Genomic DNA, 16388 nt, shown 5'->3' with positions numbered 1-16388 from the left:
CTTTTTGAAAATTTGAATATGGTGTGCGGTGCTCGGCGAGATGCCGCAGTCGCAACGACTAATGGCTCCGCTTCAACATTTGCTGAGTCAGTTTGACCAGCGCCGATTTAGTGGCTGATGTCGGGAAAGGCGCCAGTGCCGCAACGGCGCGATTAGTATAAGTAGCTGCCATTTGTTGGGCTTGCGGCAAGCCGTGGATGCGCACGATCGCGGCGATTTTCTCTGCGTTGGCCGCAATGTGGGTGGCATCTTGGGTTAGCGGCGCCAGTTGATCCGGGACGATCTGGTAAGCGTAGATTAATGGCAGCGTGACGATACCATTATGTAGGTCTTCAAGTGCCGGTTTGTTGAGCGTTGAGCTTGTCTGCGTGTAATCCAGTAAATCATCGATCATCTGAAAAGCCATGCCGAGTTGGCGGCCAAAACGATAGGCGGCCTTTTTTTGCTCAAGTGACAGATGGCCGATGACAGCGCCTGTATAAGTCGCTAAAGCAAATAAGGCGGCGGTTTTGCCAGCGATGGCACTAAGGTATGCATCAATGGTGGGAATCAACGGCGCGCTTGGCCCATTTTGATCCACTTCGCCCATGAAAATGCGCTTCATAATGCGGGCATTGGCGCCAAGATCGACAACTTCCGGATTTTGTTCGCTGAGCAGCTGAAAATAAATGGCAAACAAAAAGTCGCCGGCATAGATGGCTTCGCGATTGCCGGATTCAGCAGAGACGGTGGCCATGCCCCGGCGAATGTCGGCATGGTCCAAAACATCATCATGGACAAGGGTAGCCAGATGCAGTGCCTCAATTGCCGCACCAGCTGTCACAAGATCACCGTTGTCAGGTTGGCCGAAACGCGCTAGCATAAGCATTAGCCCGCTGCGTAACATTTTGCCGCCAGCGTTGATTTGTTGCTGAATGAGGGTGTGTACTTGCGGCTCGCGCAAAACGGCGACCTGCTCCAGTCGTTGTTGGATTTGTTCGAGTTGGTGATAGACCGTGGGGAATCGGTGCCACAGGGGATGAATCATGCATTTTCTCTCTTTCCTTAAAGACATATTTACTCTACTGTACCTGATTCTTAAAAGTCAATTATTGGAGGTTGGGTTATGTCATTATCTGTATTTCTTGAGTTGGTTGAGATTAAGGCGAAAACGGCATCGGTGTTTCCTTTTCTTTTGGGGACGTTGTATGCCTGGTATCACTATCATACGTTACATATTCCAGAGTTGCTGGTCTTCTTTGTTGCGATGCTTTTGTTCAACATGTCAGTCGATGCTAATGACAATTATCAGGATTATCGGCGATCGGAGCGGACGGAAGCACTGCATTTTCGCGAAAAGACCAACATCATCGGGGTGCATCATTTAAATCCTAGCATGATTGGCTGGATGGTGGTCGCTATGATGGCCACCAGCGCCGTTCTGGGTTTGTGGATGGTTAGTCGTACCGGTTGGCCGCTGCTGGTGATGGGGTTGTTTAGCTTTGCGGTCGGTTACGGCTATGCTGGTGGGCCGCGGCCGATTTCGGCGACACCTTATGGCGAGTTTTTCTCCGGGTTTACGATGGGCTTTGTAATTTTTCTGATCGCGGTTTATGTCAATGTCTTTAATGTCGCGGACTTTTCATGGCCGTTGATTTTGTCGGTTTATCTGGCCAGCGGTTTGGCCCAGTGTGCGATTTCGGCGCTGCTACTGGCAAACAATATTGCGGATCGGGAAGAAGACGAGACACTCAAACGTCGAACGATCGTGCATTATCTCGGTCTCGATCGCAGTATCATTTTTTTCTATGGTTTGTACACGGTGGGTTTCCTGATGCTCATTGCGTCGGTGCTGCTTGGTCTATTGCCGAAGCTGACGTTACTCACCTTGATAACCATTCCATTTGTGATTAAAAATGCGCGGGGCTTTGCTGCTAATCCAGTGAAAAAATTGACTTTTCCCAATGCGATCAAGAATTTATTTGTAACGACCTTGGCCCAAGTCATCTTCTTGGCATTAGGTGTCTTTTTAAATATTTGAAGCTCACACTCGGTTCTTGAGGGGAGGCCGTCATGAGTATCACGATTCGTCCATTTGTTAAAAAGGATCTCGGTCGCTTTATTAACGCAGTGGCGCCATTATTACCGGCATCAGCGGTGAATTTTGCTTTGATCACTGATACGCACGACAAGGCTAAATTTGCGACCACTTATTATGGGCCAACCGGTTATTGGCACGTGCGGGAACAAGGGTGGCTGAGTACCCAGTTACCGCTTGCACTGCGGGTTCACTTAGGCGATTTGGTTGATGGGTCGGAATCGCCGTGGCTGACAAAATTGCGGCTGCGCAATATTATGGCTGATTATCGCCGCGGCCAAGTGCCATTTCTGGTCACCAAAGGCAATCACGATGACAATGACAAGTTTGCCGAAAAGCAGCCGGGTCATCGTGGCAGCTTTTTGCCGGATGTGGCGCAGCAGTTGATTTTTGCGGCCGACGCAACCCAACGCCATGTTGCGGTTTCGCGTGAAGGTTTGCTTGTGCAAGACTTTCCCGGACTGCGCATCATTGTTTTAAATACGGCAGACGTGCCTTTGCATGACGGACGTAAAATTTATGACGTCAAAAAGACATTAGCCGTCTCGTTTGCACAGTTGCGGGATTTTGTCTTAGCGCTAAAAGGGGCTCAAAACCGCGATGTCTTAGTCATGAGCCATGCGCCAGCCATGAAGCAAAATGGACAGCCAGCGTTGAAGTTCAACGGCCGCGCGGTGCACGAGTTGCTACGGGCGTTCAATTTACATGCCAGTGGCTTGCTAAACACAGGCAAAACGCCTGAGTTCGGCGGGCAGTTATGCTTTGATTTTACCCAAACAACTGGCAAAATCATTGCTTATCTGGCGGGACACTACCATCTGGAAGCTGATTATCAAGTGAATGGCATCCATTATAGCCTGCAGAATACCAGTGCCTTGATGGGACGGCATCATGGGCTCACCACTAAATTCAATCGCCGTTATGACCGGCGCTTTGGGACGCCGAGCGAATATGCCGGGTATGTTGTCAGTGTTGATGTACAGCGGCGTCTGCTGAGTCTTTATGGCTATGGAGCAGCGAGCCGTGTCCGCCGGTTCGTTTACTAAATCTTTAGAAATTTTTGCCGAAAAATCTGGCCATTTTGGTTGTCAAGATAACGCTTACATGGTACACTGTATTTGAAGTTAAGGAAGAACCAAAGGTCGATGCAGGAACCGAGAATCACGATCCTTTGTCTAGCAGCACAAAGACGAACCGGCTCGAAAGTGTGTGTCGCAAAGCACGAGAAAAGCGAATAGAGCACTGGTGCAGTAAGTATCTGCGCCACTTATCGTAAGATTCATGTTCCACAAGATCCAAAGATGAACACACATGGAGGTATGAGGCTTATAAACAGACTCAGTAATCCAAGCGGGACAATGAGCTTCCCATAGATGTTCAATCGGGTGTGTCATAGGACCACCAAACAACGCCAAGTTATCTGGCAACATCATTTCAACACTCGTCGTTCCGTACAAGTGAATAAGTTTTTTGTAGAGGTGTCGCAGTATTAGATTTATTGAAGAGGGTTTTACAATTAGCACCAGTAAATGTAACAAAACTGCTGCATCGGTCAAATCCTTAACTTAGGAGATCCAGGTTCACCTGTAGGAATCTGGATCTCTATTTTTTTGCCTTTTTCTTAATTTTCAGAAACTGCCATCACATTGTCTGAAAGATTTGAATTTTGTTTGCGCCCGCAATTACCAGTCAGCAGTTGTCCATATGTCCCGATTAAGCCGATCTGCCGATGTCGCTCAGGCTCCCTTTTACCGGCGCGCTTCAATTGACTTGCGCCGCCAAATCTTTATACTGAAACAAGTAATGATGGTCATTCACGTGAAAAGGGGTTAACTGTATGTGCGGAATCATCGCGTTTGCGGACAAGACAATTTTAAACAAAAAGCCAGTTATTAATGGCATGATGGATATGATCAAGCACCGGGGTCCAAACTCTAGCGGTGAATATATCAATGATGATGTCGCCTTAGGGTTCCGCCGGTTGTCCATCATTGATTTAAAGGGTGGCTCACAACCGATTCTAAACGAAGATGGCACGGTTGCTATTATCTTCAATGGTGAAATCTATAACTTCCAAAGCATTCGCAAAGATTTGATCGCTGCCGGACATGTATTTAAGACCCACAGTGACACTGAAGTTCTACTCCATGGTTATGAAGAATATGGCATGGAAGAATTACTCAAGAAGATTCGCGGCATGTTTGCCTTCCTGATTTGGGATGACAATAAAAAAGAAATGTTCGGTGCCCGCGACTTCTTTGGCATCAAGCCAATGTATTACTATCACGATGGCGATACGTTCATCGTTGGCAGTGAAATCAAGGCATTTTTGAAGCATCCTAAGTTTAAAAAGCAATTAAACAAAGAAGCGTTGAAGCCGTATTTGACCTTCCAATATTCCGCTTTGGACGAGACGTTCTTCAAGGGTGTCTATCGCATTCCGGAAGGTCATTACTTCACGTTGAAGGATAACAAGCTCACGATCAAGAAGTACTGGGATATGGACTTCAAGGCCAATCATCTCAGTTTCGACGAGACCGTGGCTGCGATTGACAAGAGTGTCTCCGAATCGGTTGAAGCGCACCGAATTTCTGATGTTGAAGTCGGATCCTTGCTTTCATCCGGCGTTGACTCTTCGTATATCACCGCGCTGTTGCGGCCGGAGCATACTTTCTCGATTGGTTTTGACAACAAGAAATATCACGAAGGAACGGCAGCCAAAGAGTTGAGCGACAAACTCGGCTTAGACAACACCAGCGATATCGTGACGGAAAAAGAAGCGCTCGACAACTTCCCGCTTATCCAATATCATCTGGACGAGCCGGATTCCAATCCATCCTGCGTGCCGCTTTACTTCCTGACGCGGATGGCGCATAAAGACGTCACCGTTATCCTGTCTGGCGAAGGTGCTGACGAACTGTTTGCCGGTTACGCCAACTACGGGTTCCACACCCGTAGCCACGCGATCCGCGTGTTTGCGGATGGTTTGCGGAAGTTGCCGCGTGGCGTGAAGTATCGAATCGCCCATGGCTTGAAGAAAATGCCTAACTTCCACGGCCGCCTGCATTTGTATGAATCCACAGCCCCGGCTGAAGAATTCTTCATCGGCGAAGCACTCGTGTTCCACGAAGGTCAAGCTGATGAGATTCTGCAACCTGAATTCCGGCAAAGTAAGAGCGTCCGCGACATTGTCACCGAATCCTACAAGAAGGTTCGCCACTACGACGATGAAGTGAAAAAGATGCAGTACCTGGATATCCATCAGTTCATGCCGAAAGATATTCTGTTGAAGGCTGACAAGCTCTCGATGGCAAACTCGATGGAATTGCGGGTACCGTTCTTGGATAAAGAAGTCGCCAAAGTCGCCGCAGGTATCCCGACCAAGTATCTGATCAACTCCCATAACTCCAAATACGCGCTGCGCGAAGCGGCCAACCGCCACTTGCCAGAAGAATGGGCCAGCCGGGAAAAGCTCGGCTTCCCGGTTCCGGTCAAGCAATGGCTTGAAGACGAACCATTCTACAAAGAAGTGCGCAAAACCTTTGAACAGGATTGGGTCAAGGAATTCTTCGATCAGGATGCGATTCTGGACATTCTCGACAAGACGTATCGCAAAGAACGTGACGACCGGCGGAAAGTCTGGACCATTTACACCTTCTTGGTTTGGTACAAAGTTTACTTTATCGACACCGAGATTCCGCATTACATTGCCGATTCGAATAAAGATAAGATTGAAGCTTAGTCCGGTTTAATAAATAATAAGCACAAGGCAACTGGCAGCATCATGCTGTGGGTGCCTTGTGCTTATTTTTTTTCAGGGTGTTTGAGAGGGGAAGTCATCATGCAGCACACCGATTGTATCTTTTGCCAGCTTCCTAAGTCTAAGGTAGTCCTCAAGAACAATTTGGCGATTGCTTTTTGGGATATTCATCCTGTGAGTCGAGGTCACCTACTTATCATTCCACGGGCGCATCGGCAAGACTACTTTGAACTCAGCCAAGAGGAATTGCTAGCCGTTAATGACCTTATTCATGCCGGTAAGAAGCTGATTGATCGGCAATTTCATCCCGATGGCTACAATATCGGGACTAACGTTGGGCAATATGCCGGCCAAACGGTGATGCACTGCCATATACATTTGATACCAAGATATCAAGGCGATGACCCTAATCCTGCTGGCGGTGTCCGGAAACTTTTGCGAAGAAGATGAAGATTAGACTCTTTGTCAGAAATCGGTGATCGAACTAGAATGGCTTCCAGATAATCGCTTGAGGCTGTGCGCTGGCACTTTTGGGAGCGGGTTTGACCTGAATACAGCAGTAAAGGACCGGAAAAGAAGCTTGCAGGATCTGCTCAATGCTCTTGCAAACGCGGTAAGACTTGGTCAGGCTGTCATCATTAGCTAAAGTGATTTCTGCTTCGATAATAATATTATTGCCTGAATAGCGGCCATCAACAAAAGTAACATCCATTACACCACTGACAGTGAGTATTTTGTCGATGATGTCTGTGCGCAGCTTGGGACTGAAGCCATTAGATAGCTTTTCGGCGCTTGTGCTGAGAATCTGGCATCCATTCCAGATGATAAAGAATCCCAGAAACAGTGCTGCAACTGGATCGATCCAGTGAATGCGAAACAAGGATGCACCGATAATCGCCAACATGGTGCCAGTGGAGGTGAGCGCGTCGCTTAGAAAATCCCTGGCAGATGCTGCTAAGGAACTGCTTTGAGTTTTGCGAGCGATAAAATGATTAAACGCACATAGCGATAGCATTGTGACACCGGAAATGGCTGCCATATAAGCTGCCTGGCCTTTAAGTGGCGCCGTGTAGTGGCCAGCCAAAAAACCGAACGTCTGCGTGATGCCTTTCCAGACACAGACGAGACCCACTAAGAACATCCCGAGCCCGGCTAGAAAAACAGCCAGACTTTCAAACTGCCAGTGACCTTCAAGATGAAAACCATCGGAAGGCCTTTTTGAAAAGGTTAAGCCTACGATTAAAGCCGTTACGGACACAATACCTGTTAGGTTGTTTTGACCGTCGGCAATCAATGCGGTTGAATGATCGGCTGTACCGATCGCTAACTCGGCCCCGGCAATCAGGATATAGACAATTAAATTTAGAAAAAGGACTCTTCGCGAAGTCTCGATTCGTTGATGACTAGCTTTTGTAATCAAGTTCGAGATACTGATGGGTTTGATGTTTTTTAACATGATTCGACACCTTCTTCAGTTATCTTCGGCGGCAGTTTCAATTTCAATAAAGCTTTGATGGAGTCCGATCTGGAAGCGAAGAATCATCGCAAGATTAAAGCCAACGATGAGGGCTATCATAACCCAAATGTTAGTCGTGATGGCTTGGTGGGTTGAAATCAGACTTCTCAAAGCATCGATTAGATAAGTCATTGGCAACCAAGCATTGATGGCTTTAGCAAAACTGTTGACTAAATAAGTCGGATATAAGCCACCGGAGCCGGCCAACTGCAAGACTAGAACAATAGAAACCAGCCAGGTGCCAAAACCGCCCAGTAGCAAACGAAGACAGAAAATAAGCGATAGAAACAGAACTGATCCAAGCAAAATCGTTCCGAAAAACGCGCCTTGCGAAGTGACATGTAAATGATTGCCTGAAGTCAATGTCCAATAAAGCAGGATTGCTTGTAATAAGCCAACTGATCCGACAACCGATGCCTTACTAGCCCACCAGGTCAATGCATGGCGAGGCTTTTTGTGTGGTAGGAAGCCTTCGTACATGGTTCCTAGTGCGATGCCACCAACATAAAGGCCAATTGCAATCGCAAATGGCGCCATGCCAGTACCATTGTTTGGGATTTTGGCAATATCACTTGTGACTTCATGGACTGGTGTTGCTAAAGCCGATGCATTTCCTGCCTTCGTATGAATGACGCTTAGTTTTTGAACTGCGGCGGTGAGGCTCTCTGCAAGTGTTTGGCTGCCTTGACCAAGTTGCTGTGAGCCACTCAACAAGGACGACACGCCGTATTCAGTTTTTCAGTGCCGGATTGCAAAGCAGGAAGATTGGTTTGTACAGTTGCAAGTCCCTGGGCAATTGCCTGATTACCAGTTGCGAGTGCACTAACTCCATTCGTGTACACGGTTAGCCCATTGTTCAACGTTGCGGCGCCTGTGGCTAGCTTTGAGCTGCCGCTGTCAATTGCTTGCGAACCACTTGTCATGGATTGAAGGCCACTCGTAAGTGCGGAAGATTCTGCAGCAAGTTGCTTTTGGTCAGTGTTTCCGGATGCTAGCTGTTTTTGCATATTTTGAGCTAACTGCTTCAGTTTGATAGTCCCTTGTGCTAAGGCAGGTGATTTCTGTGCCAACTGATTTAAACCGTTTTGGATTTGATCAAGACCAGTGGTAAGAGTTGCGGCGTGATCTTCTAACTGATTGAATCCGTTTGTCATCGTTGTGTTGCCGGCGATGAGCTTGGTATTACCAGCCGCGAGGTTATCGACGCCCGCAGATAAAGCTGTCGTCCCTGTCAGTAGTTGCGACTCACCTGTTGTTAATTTTTGTGCTCCGCTGGCCAGCGCTTGACTGCCATTTGCTGCTTTCGTCATCCCTTTAGCTGCCTGGTGCAATGCGTTTAGAACAACAGTCGCATCCAGCTTAGTGACCTGCGCTGAGACCTTTGCCTTAATTGCCGTTGCCGCGCCGGTTGTCATTTTGGAGACAATGAAATTCTGTCCGGAGTTAAAGCAAAAATAAAGATTCATTTTTTGGGGTTTAGCAGTCAAAATCGTGGTTGCCATTTTCGAGAAATTCTTGGGGATCGTTAAAACCATGTAATATTTTCCTTGCCGTAATCGCCGATCAGCTGTTTTGGCTGAAACATGATGAAAGTCAAGCGAGTTTGACTTATCCAAGTTTTGGGTCAAAGTTTTGCCGATAGTGATGTGGTTGCCGTGATAAGTCACAGATTGATCGTGATTAACGATTGCAACTGGGATGTCGTCCATTTTGCCATAGGTGTCCCACATTGAGGACAGGTAGATAAAACAGTAGATTGCTGGAATTAATGCAATTGCAATCAACACAACCAGCATCATCTTGTGTTGAAACAGATAGCGCCATTCGCTTTTTAACATTTTATGACCGCCTTTCAAATTGACATCCTGTTCATTAGCGATCATAGGGGCTTATTAGACCTCAAGCAAGCGACAATCTGGTGAATTTGTTCAGTCAAAAATCGCTTTGTTGTGGGCAAGTTCTTCTAAAAATGTGACCAGAACAATATTGTTTGTATGAACATTTGAGACGAATTTGTCAATTGTAAATATTTAATATTTATTGTTAAATGAAGTTGGAAATTGACAACCTGTCAATGGAGGCGAGCTAGCGTGGCAACAAATACAAAGATGCTTGAAACAGAGGTTAAGATTCAAAAGGCGTTTATTCAACTATTGCAGCAAGAGGGTTTTGGAAAAATCAGCGTGCAACAATTGGTCAAACTTGCCGGTATCAGTCGCGGCACTTTTTACCTGCACTATTTTGATAAGTATGACTTACTGAATCATTACGAAGATGAAATTGTCAGCCATGTCAACAGCATCTTCGAACGTTTTCCCAAACCGTTTACCCAAAACGACCGGTCAAAAACGACTCATGAAAATGATGCGTTTTTCCAGTTGTTTAAATATCTTTATCACCAGCGCGAGTTGGCAGCCTTGCTCTTAAATGAAGGTGGCACGCAACTGGTCACCAAGGTCAAACAATTGATTGTGGCGGTTTTACGCCAAGGCGCAGGGGACTCAGTTGAACAATCAAAACAGGTGCCGAGTGATTATGCGCAGGAAATTGTAAGTCAGGGTGTCTTGGATATCATTGTCTATTGGTTGAATCAATTACCGGTTTTGCCTCCGGAAGATGCTTATCGTATTTTTCGCCAAACCCGAATGCTAACGCCAGAAGAACTGACGCGGCAGATTAAGTAACAATTATTGATAGACTCGGTAACGCAGAACATTCATGTCGTCTATTTGCAGGGCGTGGCATCATCAGCTTTCAAATTCTGATCTCTAAGGCGGCAAACCGATGAACGGGGGAAAGGCATGGAATACTGGCGGAGTTTCTTCTTAACGTTTGGCGTTGCAATGTTACTGGCGTTTATTATTTCAATCTGGGTGAGAGGCCCATTTCGATGGTGGGTCTTTGTTGCTGGCGCGTTTGGAAGTCTGATAGTTGATTACTGGTTCGGACAACGGAAGAAAAAGCATAAACATTCCGCAGATTGAATCATGCCTCTGCACTAGAAGTTTGATTGAATCGTTATATTCAACTGTATTCATCTATATGAACATGGCATCCATCGAGACACAATAATTGCTTGAAACCTTTCATGGCCTTAAAATGGCTGTACTGAAATGAATAGGGGATGTGTCATAGTGGCAAAATTGAATCAAGCGATGAAAGACATGATTGCTGGTGAGTTGTCCTATATTTCAACCGTTGATGCAGATGGCAACCCGGATGTTGGGCCTAAGATCTCAATGCGGGTGTTGGACGATGAGCACCTTATTTACAATGAAATGACAGGTGGCCAGACCCAAGCCAACATTAACGACAATGGGAAAGCAATCGTCGCGGTCGCTAATGCCAAGGCGTTGAAAGGCTTCCGCTTTGGCGGCACCGCCAAGCTGTACACGGACGGCCCTTACTATGATCAAGCGGCAAAGTGGGCTGAAGGCAAGTTCCCCGTGCCCAAAGGAGCCGGCGTGATTACCATTGATAAGATCTGGACATTGGATCCCGGTCCTAAGGCAGGCAAGCTTTTTGAAGCGTAAGCCAATGTCTTCAATATAACTATGGGATAACATCTGAAACACCAAAAGACGGCCAATCAGCGAAAGGATTAGCCGTCTTTTGGTGTTTGTATCAAGAAAGAGGAATGGTTCCGCCGCCCAAATCGCTGCCATCACCATCCCTTGTTTTTGCTGAGATACTATTCGGTTATATCGTCCTTTTTCGATTCCTGCATGAACCGGTGATAAGCTTGCATCACCTGATCAGGCGCATCCATCATCAAATTATGCCCGGCGTTTTGAATCAACGTCGTGTGAATATTGTCGTGCTCCTTGGCAAAATCAAGTTGATCTTGATAGCCGACTTCATTATCATTTTGGCCCAGTAACATGGTGACAGGTTCCTGAAGCATACTGGCTAAATGAGATTCGAAAGAAAAACGGTAGTCATGCCGCATTTTCATCGCATCCCAGAATGGCCGATCAAAATGGGCCACAGCCGGTCGGACCAGTTGTTGATATTGTTGCCAGGTAGCGTGACTGATGACCACGTTCATATTGAGGTAGTCAGCAAAATCGACGTCCTCACTTGTCACATCATCCTTCACGACATGCTTCAGCTTTGCAACGTGGCGGCTTGCTTTATCCGCAATGACAACCGGTGCGGTTAAAAAAGCACCGAGAAAATCCGTCGGGAAACGTGCGAGCAAGCCTAATGCCAAGTAGCCGCCGTAAGAATGGCCCACGAGGTAACTTTTACCTTGATTGGCAGCTTGAATGAAATGGTGGAGTTGCGCTAACACATCGTCTGCATTGCGTAATGTTGCCGCGGCAGGCGAACTACCCATGCCGGGCAAATCAGGATAAATCCGCATATAGCCGGCTTTTTCATCCGCCGTTAACCGCGGTTCATAAAAGGCTGCCATGCTGTGACCATCCAATCCCATGCCATGTAAAAAGACAATCGGTTGGCCGTTTCCAAACGTTTGATAGTGCAATCCGAATTTTTCTGGCATCAATGTCTCCTTACTGGTTAATGATCAGTCGCTCTTAGTCGGGATAAATGGCTTAATCAGGTTAGCCAAAGCTTGAATGTTACGTGTCTGGATGTAAACCGTTCCTGTTCCGGTGAAGCGGTTGACTAGGCCTTCGCCGGTTGTGAAGCCGATGACGCCGCTGGCTGGCTGAATGTTGTAATCCAGCTGACTATCCCACGCCACCACATGGCTATTGTCAACGACGTATTCGTGGCTCCCGTCGAGTTGGATCGGAATAATATCGCCATACGCCGAAACCAGCATAGTGCCTGTGCCGGCTGTTTCCATAATAAAGAAACCGCCAGTGCCGCCGAACAAAGCGCCGCCGACCTTTTGACTGGCCATGTGATAGCTGGTCGAGCTGTCCATGGCCAGAAAAGCACCGGTATTCAGGCGATATTGATGGCCGTCATCAAGCGTTAATTCTTTAATGACCCCGGGATTGCCGGGTGCGATGGCCAATTCGGCATTGGGTGCGGTGCCGGTAGCGGTGGTGATGAAAAAGCTTTCGCCGCTTGTCACCGACCGGCCAATCGCGCTCATGAGACCGCCGAGTCCTTTCTTGCCATTGCTGTTCATATGGCCGCTTAGTTCCACTAAGCCGTTGTGATAAATCATGGAACCTGATTCGATCTGGATCGTTTCATCCTGTTCCATGGCAATATCCACAACCGGGAAAGTATTGTTGGCCGTGATGGTATATTTCATCGATAAAAGCTCCCTTCTTAATTAATTTAATTGTAACGTATTCAACCGTTGAAGTGCGGCATTTATCCTCGGAAAAGTCAGTGGAGACTTGAAACAAGTCAAATAATTTAACTCGAATTAGTTGACAAATGCACAAGTAACCGGTAATCTTTAGCTAATCCAATTCTTAGGAGGTTCTCATGATGACGATGAAGCTGACTCAAAGCGCACAATCATTTTATTTCTGGTTTTTCAGACGCGATCTGTGAGACCAGTTACCTTTGAGTGAGCGGTCACACAGATCAAGCAATTGACTGTGTGGCTGAAATCAGGAGAATCATTCCCAATTCCTTGCCCGCAGTCATATCGACTGCGGGTTTTTGCGTCTATCGGGTTAATTGCTAAGAATACTGGCAAAAAATACTGGAGGTAAGAGATATGGCATTAGTTGATCGTATGAATCAGGAAGTTCTACAGCTTCAGCCGAGCGATATTTTACAGTTTAATGCGGAAATCAGCAAAATCGACGGCATTGTCAAGCTGACGTTAGGTGAGCCGGATTTTCCCACGCCAGAACATGTCAAGGCTGCGGGTATCCGCTCGATTGAAAATAATGAAAGCCACTATACCCAGAGTAAAGGGCTGCCAGGATTGCGGGCTGCAGCTAGTCACTATCTGGCGACAAAGTACAACACGAAGTATGATCCCGAGACCCAGATTCTAATCACAGCTGGCGCGACTGGCGGGATTTATTCGAGTTTGACGGCGATGTTGAACAAGGGCGATACCGTGATTATTCCGACACCGATTTTCCCGTTGTATATTCCGATTGTGATGTTGAATGGTGCCAAGCCGATTTTTATTGACACCTCGGCAGACGGCTTCATTTTGAAACCGGAAAAGCTACAGGCGGCGATTGAGGCAAATAAAGATACGGTGAAAGCCGTGGTGTTGAATTACCCCACGAATCCAACCGGGGTAACTTATAGTCGCGCCGACCTCGAAGCGCTGGCAGCGGTGATTAAGCAGTATGAGATTTTTGTACTTAGCGACGAGATTTATTCCGAATTAACTTACACCGGCACCCACGTTTCGCTGGGTGAAGTTTTGCCGGATCAGGCGATCGTTCTGAACGGGGTGTCGAAGTCCCACGCGATGACCGGTTGGCGCGTGGGTATCACGGCGGGGCCAGCGGATGTCATTGCCCAAGTCGGGAAAGTCAGCGAATTCACAATCACCAGCGTGACCACGAACGCGCAACGTGCCGCTGAAGAAGCACTGAAAAATGGTATGAATGATGCGCAGCCGATGAAGGAAGCTTACATGAAGCGGCGGGACTTTTTGATCAAAGCCTTGACCGATGCCGGATTGACGGTGCCGCATCCGGATGGGGCCTTCTACATTTTTGCTAAATTACCGGAGCGCATGCATGATAGCTGGAAGTTTGTTTATGCGTTGGCGCGCGAGGCAAAAGTGGCGGTTATTCCGGGTGCCAGTTTTGGTCCCGGCGGCGAAGGTTATGTGCGGATTTCTTATGCGGCGTCAATGGAAGATCTCAAACTAGCGACAGATCGCATTGCAAAGTACATGGCGAGTCATTAATGGCTAGATAGGAAAAGTAACGACAAACAACATGGAGGCAAAGATGACAAAAATTCTGATGTATTCCGTTCGTCCCGATGAGCAAGCTGCCATTGATGACTGGGTGGCCGCTAATCACATTGAGGTAGATACGAACACGGTTGAACTTGGGCCCAAGACGGTTGACTTGGCTAAGGGTTATGACGGCATTGTGATTCAGCAACACGCGGCCATTCCTGATGACGTTGTGTATCAAAAGCTGAAGGCATTTGGCCTCAAGCAGCTGACGTTGCGGATTACCGGCTTTGACATTGTGAACCTTGAAGCCGCTACCGCCAATGGGTTGGCTGTGACCAACGTGCCGGCGTATTCGCCGCGGTCGGTTTCCGAACTGGTGTTGGCGCAAGTGATGCGGCTGATCCGTCACTTAGGAGAAGCAAGTGCCCGCGAAGCGAAAGATGATTACAGCTGGGGTGGTTTGGAAGCTGCGGAAATTCACAATCTGACCGTCGGCATTATTGGTGCCGGCAAAATCGGCAGTGCGGTGGCGCGAATTTTCCGCGCGCTGGGGTCAACGGTCATTGTCAGTGACCCGGTGAAGCGGCCTGAGCTGGCGGATACGGTTAGCTATGTAGATTTGGACACGTTGCTGACGACAGCTGATATTGTGACCGTGCATACACCGTTGGATGCAATCACCACCCATCTGATTGATGCAGATGCACTGAAAAAAATGAAGCCAAGCGCTTATCTCATTAATGCTGCCCGCGGTCCGATTGTTGATACCGGTGACTTGATTCAGGCGTTGAAGGATCATGTCATTGCCGGAGCAGCGTTGGATACGATCGAAGGGGAAGCCGGTATTTTTGGTGAAGACCGCAGTCAGACCTTGGTCGACAATCCTGAACTTGAGACGTTGAAGGCAATGCCGAACGTTGAGGTGACGCCGCACATCGGCTTTTATACCGATGCGGCAGTGAAAAACATGATTGATATTTCGTTGGACGATGTCAAGCTCATTTTGGAAGGCGGTCATTCACCGCATCAAGTTAACTAAATTGGAGGAAAATGCATGAAACAAGACGCGAAAACGGTGACGATGAACATTTTGAATGGTTTGTCTGTGGGGATCATCGTGGCGCTGGTGCCTGGCGCTATTTTGAACGCCATTGTGAAGTTGCTTTTGCCGAGCTTTCCGCAACTGGCGGTGGTGACGTATATGACCACGGCCGCCATGACGCTGTTGCCGGCATTGTCGGCGGTTTGTGTGGGGATGATCGCGAAGTTTACACCGATTCAAACGAGTTCGTTAGCGTTGGCCGCAATTATTGGCGCCGGGAATTACCATTTGACCAAAACCGGCTTAACGGTTGCCGGAACCGGAGATGTTATCAATCTGGCAATTACGCTTGCGATTGGCTATTTGGTGATTTTATTGCTGGGGAATGCGTTGAAAGCCTATACGATTCTGCTGATTCCGTCGCTGGTTTTACTCATTGCAGGCGGAGCTGGCATGTTGACGCTGGGGCCGGTTTCCGGGATTACCAAGTACATCGGGGTGCTCGTGCATGACATTACCGCCTTGCAACCGATCGTCATGGGCGTTTTGATGGGCATCATTTTTGCGGTTTTGATTGTGACTCCGATCAGCACGGTGGGAATCGCCACGGCTATTTCGTTAAGCGGGATCGGTGCCGGTTCGGCGAATCTGGGGATTGTCGGGGCAAGCTTTGCGCTGGCAGTTTACGGTTGGAAGGCGAATCCGCTTGGCACGTCTTTGGCCCATTTCCTGGGATCGCCTAAAATGCAGATGGCCAATATTTTGTCTAAACCCAAGCTGTTCTTACCAATGGCGATCAATGCCGGCATTCTTGGTGGGGTTGGGGCAGCGTTGAACATTCAAGGCACCCCGGCCAGTGCCGGCTTCGGTTTTTCCGGGCTGGTGGGGCCATTGGCGGCGTTGGATGCGATGAAGACCGTGACAGTAGGCAATATTTTGGAACTGACGCTGCTGTTCTTTGTCTTGCCAATTGGATTAGCTTACATCAGTTATTTATTGTTCACTAAGACGCTGCGGTATCAGGTGCCAGAAGATTACGCACTGCATTATGACTGATCATTTTGATAAAATCGATTGCGCAAAATAAAACGCTCGTTTCGTTTCGATTGGTATAGGTTGGGAATCGTTTGCATGGTAGAATAAAAGAGACGTTTGTACCTGTTGAAAGCGAGGCGATCG

Annotated in this window: 15 protein-coding genes; 9 read left to right on the top strand and 6 right to left on the bottom strand. The window is 47.7% G+C overall.

The window, feature by feature from the left end; all coding sequences use genetic code 11:
• Positions 1–58: 58 nt before the first annotated feature.
• Positions 59–1027, bottom strand: coding sequence for a polyprenyl synthetase family protein (locus LHUE1_RS01420; protein WP_049169164.1), 969 nt, complete (start codon positions 1025–1027; stop codon positions 59–61).
• 78 nt (positions 1028–1105) lie between these two features.
• Between LHUE1_RS01420 and LHUE1_RS01415 the strand changes: the two genes are divergently transcribed.
• From LHUE1_RS01415 to LHUE1_RS01400, 4 genes are all read left to right on the top strand, one after another.
• On the top strand, positions 1106–2020 hold the full coding sequence (locus tag LHUE1_RS01415) for a 1,4-dihydroxy-2-naphthoate polyprenyltransferase (RefSeq protein WP_049169163.1): 915 nt from the start codon (positions 1106–1108) through the stop codon (positions 2018–2020).
• Between the two features lie 32 nt (positions 2021–2052).
• On the top strand, positions 2053–3123 hold the full coding sequence (locus tag LHUE1_RS01410; RefSeq protein WP_049169162.1) for a metallophosphoesterase family protein: 1071 nt from the start codon (positions 2053–2055) through the stop codon (positions 3121–3123).
• A gap of 791 nt (positions 3124–3914) precedes the next feature.
• On the top strand, positions 3915–5819 hold the full coding sequence (asnB, locus tag LHUE1_RS01405) for an asparagine synthase (glutamine-hydrolyzing) (protein WP_049169161.1): 1905 nt from the start codon (positions 3915–3917) through the stop codon (positions 5817–5819).
• A 99-nt stretch (positions 5820–5918) separates the two neighbouring features.
• On the top strand, positions 5919–6287 hold the full coding sequence (locus tag LHUE1_RS01400) for an HIT family protein (RefSeq protein ID WP_049169160.1): 369 nt from the start codon (positions 5919–5921) through the stop codon (positions 6285–6287).
• Between the two features lie 34 nt (positions 6288–6321).
• Here LHUE1_RS01400 and LHUE1_RS01395 read toward each other — a convergent pair whose 3' ends face one another.
• The 3 genes from LHUE1_RS01395 to LHUE1_RS01385 are packed head-to-tail and all read right to left on the bottom strand — an operon-like array spanning position 6322 to position 9191.
• Positions 6322–7293 carry a cation diffusion facilitator family transporter gene (locus tag LHUE1_RS01395; RefSeq protein ID WP_049169159.1) on the bottom strand — a complete coding sequence of 324 codons (972 nt, stop codon included), beginning with the start codon at positions 7291–7293 and terminating at the stop codon, positions 6322–6324.
• 15 nt (positions 7294–7308) lie between these two features.
• Positions 7309–8067 (bottom strand): YhgE/Pip family protein, encoded by a 759-nt coding sequence (locus LHUE1_RS01390; RefSeq protein ID WP_277848173.1) that lies wholly within the window; start codon positions 8065–8067, stop codon positions 7309–7311.
• Positions 8061–9191, bottom strand: a complete 1131-nt coding sequence (locus LHUE1_RS01385) for a YhgE/Pip domain-containing protein (RefSeq protein WP_277848172.1) — start codon at positions 9189–9191, stop codon at positions 8061–8063. The genes LHUE1_RS01390 and LHUE1_RS01385 overlap by 7 nt, the downstream gene beginning before the upstream one ends.
• A 252-nt stretch (positions 9192–9443) precedes the next feature.
• Here LHUE1_RS01385 and LHUE1_RS01380 point away from each other — a divergent pair, with 252 nt between their 5' ends.
• Together LHUE1_RS01380 and LHUE1_RS01375 are read left to right on the top strand one after the other, a co-directional pair.
• Positions 9444–10037, top strand: a complete 594-nt coding sequence (locus LHUE1_RS01380) for a TetR/AcrR family transcriptional regulator (RefSeq protein WP_049169158.1) — start codon at positions 9444–9446, stop codon at positions 10035–10037.
• A gap of 447 nt (positions 10038–10484) precedes the next feature.
• Positions 10485–10886 (top strand): pyridoxamine 5'-phosphate oxidase family protein, encoded by a 402-nt coding sequence (locus LHUE1_RS01375; RefSeq protein ID WP_080978087.1) that lies wholly within the window; start codon positions 10485–10487, stop codon positions 10884–10886.
• A gap of 158 nt (positions 10887–11044) precedes the next feature.
• Here LHUE1_RS01375 and LHUE1_RS01370 read toward each other — a convergent pair whose 3' ends face one another.
• Positions 11045–11860 carry an alpha/beta fold hydrolase gene (locus LHUE1_RS01370; protein ID WP_049169155.1) on the bottom strand — a complete coding sequence of 272 codons (816 nt, stop codon included), beginning with the start codon at positions 11858–11860 and terminating at the stop codon, positions 11045–11047.
• A gap of 24 nt (positions 11861–11884) precedes the next feature.
• Complete coding sequence (locus LHUE1_RS01365; protein ID WP_049169154.1) at positions 11885–12589, bottom strand: TIGR00266 family protein; 705 nt, start codon at positions 12587–12589, stop codon at positions 11885–11887.
• Between the two features lie 417 nt (positions 12590–13006).
• On the opposite strand from LHUE1_RS01365, the gene LHUE1_RS01360 reads away from it, so the two are divergent.
• From LHUE1_RS01360 to LHUE1_RS01350, 3 genes are read left to right on the top strand one after another with little or no spacing between them, the layout of a single operon-like run.
• On the top strand, positions 13007–14170 hold the full coding sequence (locus tag LHUE1_RS01360; RefSeq protein WP_049169153.1) for an aminotransferase class I/II-fold pyridoxal phosphate-dependent enzyme: 1164 nt from the start codon (positions 13007–13009) through the stop codon (positions 14168–14170).
• A gap of 43 nt (positions 14171–14213) precedes the next feature.
• The gene (locus LHUE1_RS01355; RefSeq protein ID WP_049169152.1) at positions 14214–15206 is read left to right on the top strand and encodes a D-2-hydroxyacid dehydrogenase; all 993 of its coding nucleotides are present in this window, start codon (positions 14214–14216) and stop codon (positions 15204–15206) included.
• Positions 15207–15221: 15 nt separating this feature from the next.
• The gene (locus LHUE1_RS01350; RefSeq protein WP_049169151.1) at positions 15222–16265 is read left to right on the top strand and encodes a PTS transporter subunit IIC; all 1044 of its coding nucleotides are present in this window, start codon (positions 15222–15224) and stop codon (positions 16263–16265) included.
• The last annotated feature ends 123 nt before the right edge of the window (positions 16266–16388 follow it).

Source organism: Lacticaseibacillus huelsenbergensis (genome assembly GCF_029726355.1).
Lineage (GTDB): Bacteria > Bacillota > Bacilli > Lactobacillales > Lactobacillaceae > Lacticaseibacillus > Lacticaseibacillus casei.
Note: the sequence above shows the minus strand (reverse complement) of the source record. Positions and strands in the feature narration are given on the sequence as shown.

Bases quoted from the DNA above. Each gene is read 5' to 3' on its own strand.
- LHUE1_RS01365 (WP_049169154.1), bottom strand. From the start codon at position 12,589: ATGAAATATACCATCACGGCCAACAATACTTTCCCGGTTGTGGATATT.
- LHUE1_RS01415 (WP_049169163.1), top strand. From the start codon at position 1,106: ATGTCATTATCTGTATTTCTTGAGTTGGTTGAGATTAAGGCGAAAACG.
- LHUE1_RS01385 (WP_277848172.1), bottom strand. From the start codon at position 9,191: ATGTTAAAAAGCGAATGGCGCTATCTGTTTCAACACAAGATGATGCTG.
- LHUE1_RS01370 (WP_049169155.1), bottom strand. From the start codon at position 11,860: ATGCCAGAAAAATTCGGATTGCACTATCAAACGTTTGGAAACGGCCAA.
- LHUE1_RS01350 (WP_049169151.1), top strand. From the start codon at position 15,222: ATGAAACAAGACGCGAAAACGGTGACGATGAACATTTTGAATGGTTTG.
- asnB (WP_049169161.1), top strand. From the start codon at position 3,915: ATGTGCGGAATCATCGCGTTTGCGGACAAGACAATTTTAAACAAAAAG.
- LHUE1_RS01355 (WP_049169152.1), top strand. From the start codon at position 14,214: ATGACAAAAATTCTGATGTATTCCGTTCGTCCCGATGAGCAAGCTGCC.
- LHUE1_RS01420 (WP_049169164.1), bottom strand. From the start codon at position 1,027: ATGATTCATCCCCTGTGGCACCGATTCCCCACGGTCTATCACCAACTC.
- LHUE1_RS01395 (WP_049169159.1), bottom strand. From the start codon at position 7,293: ATGTTAAAAAACATCAAACCCATCAGTATCTCGAACTTGATTACAAAA.
- LHUE1_RS01410 (WP_049169162.1), top strand. From the start codon at position 2,053: ATGAGTATCACGATTCGTCCATTTGTTAAAAAGGATCTCGGTCGCTTT.
- LHUE1_RS01360 (WP_049169153.1), top strand. From the start codon at position 13,007: ATGGCATTAGTTGATCGTATGAATCAGGAAGTTCTACAGCTTCAGCCG.
- LHUE1_RS01400 (WP_049169160.1), top strand. From the start codon at position 5,919: ATGCAGCACACCGATTGTATCTTTTGCCAGCTTCCTAAGTCTAAGGTA.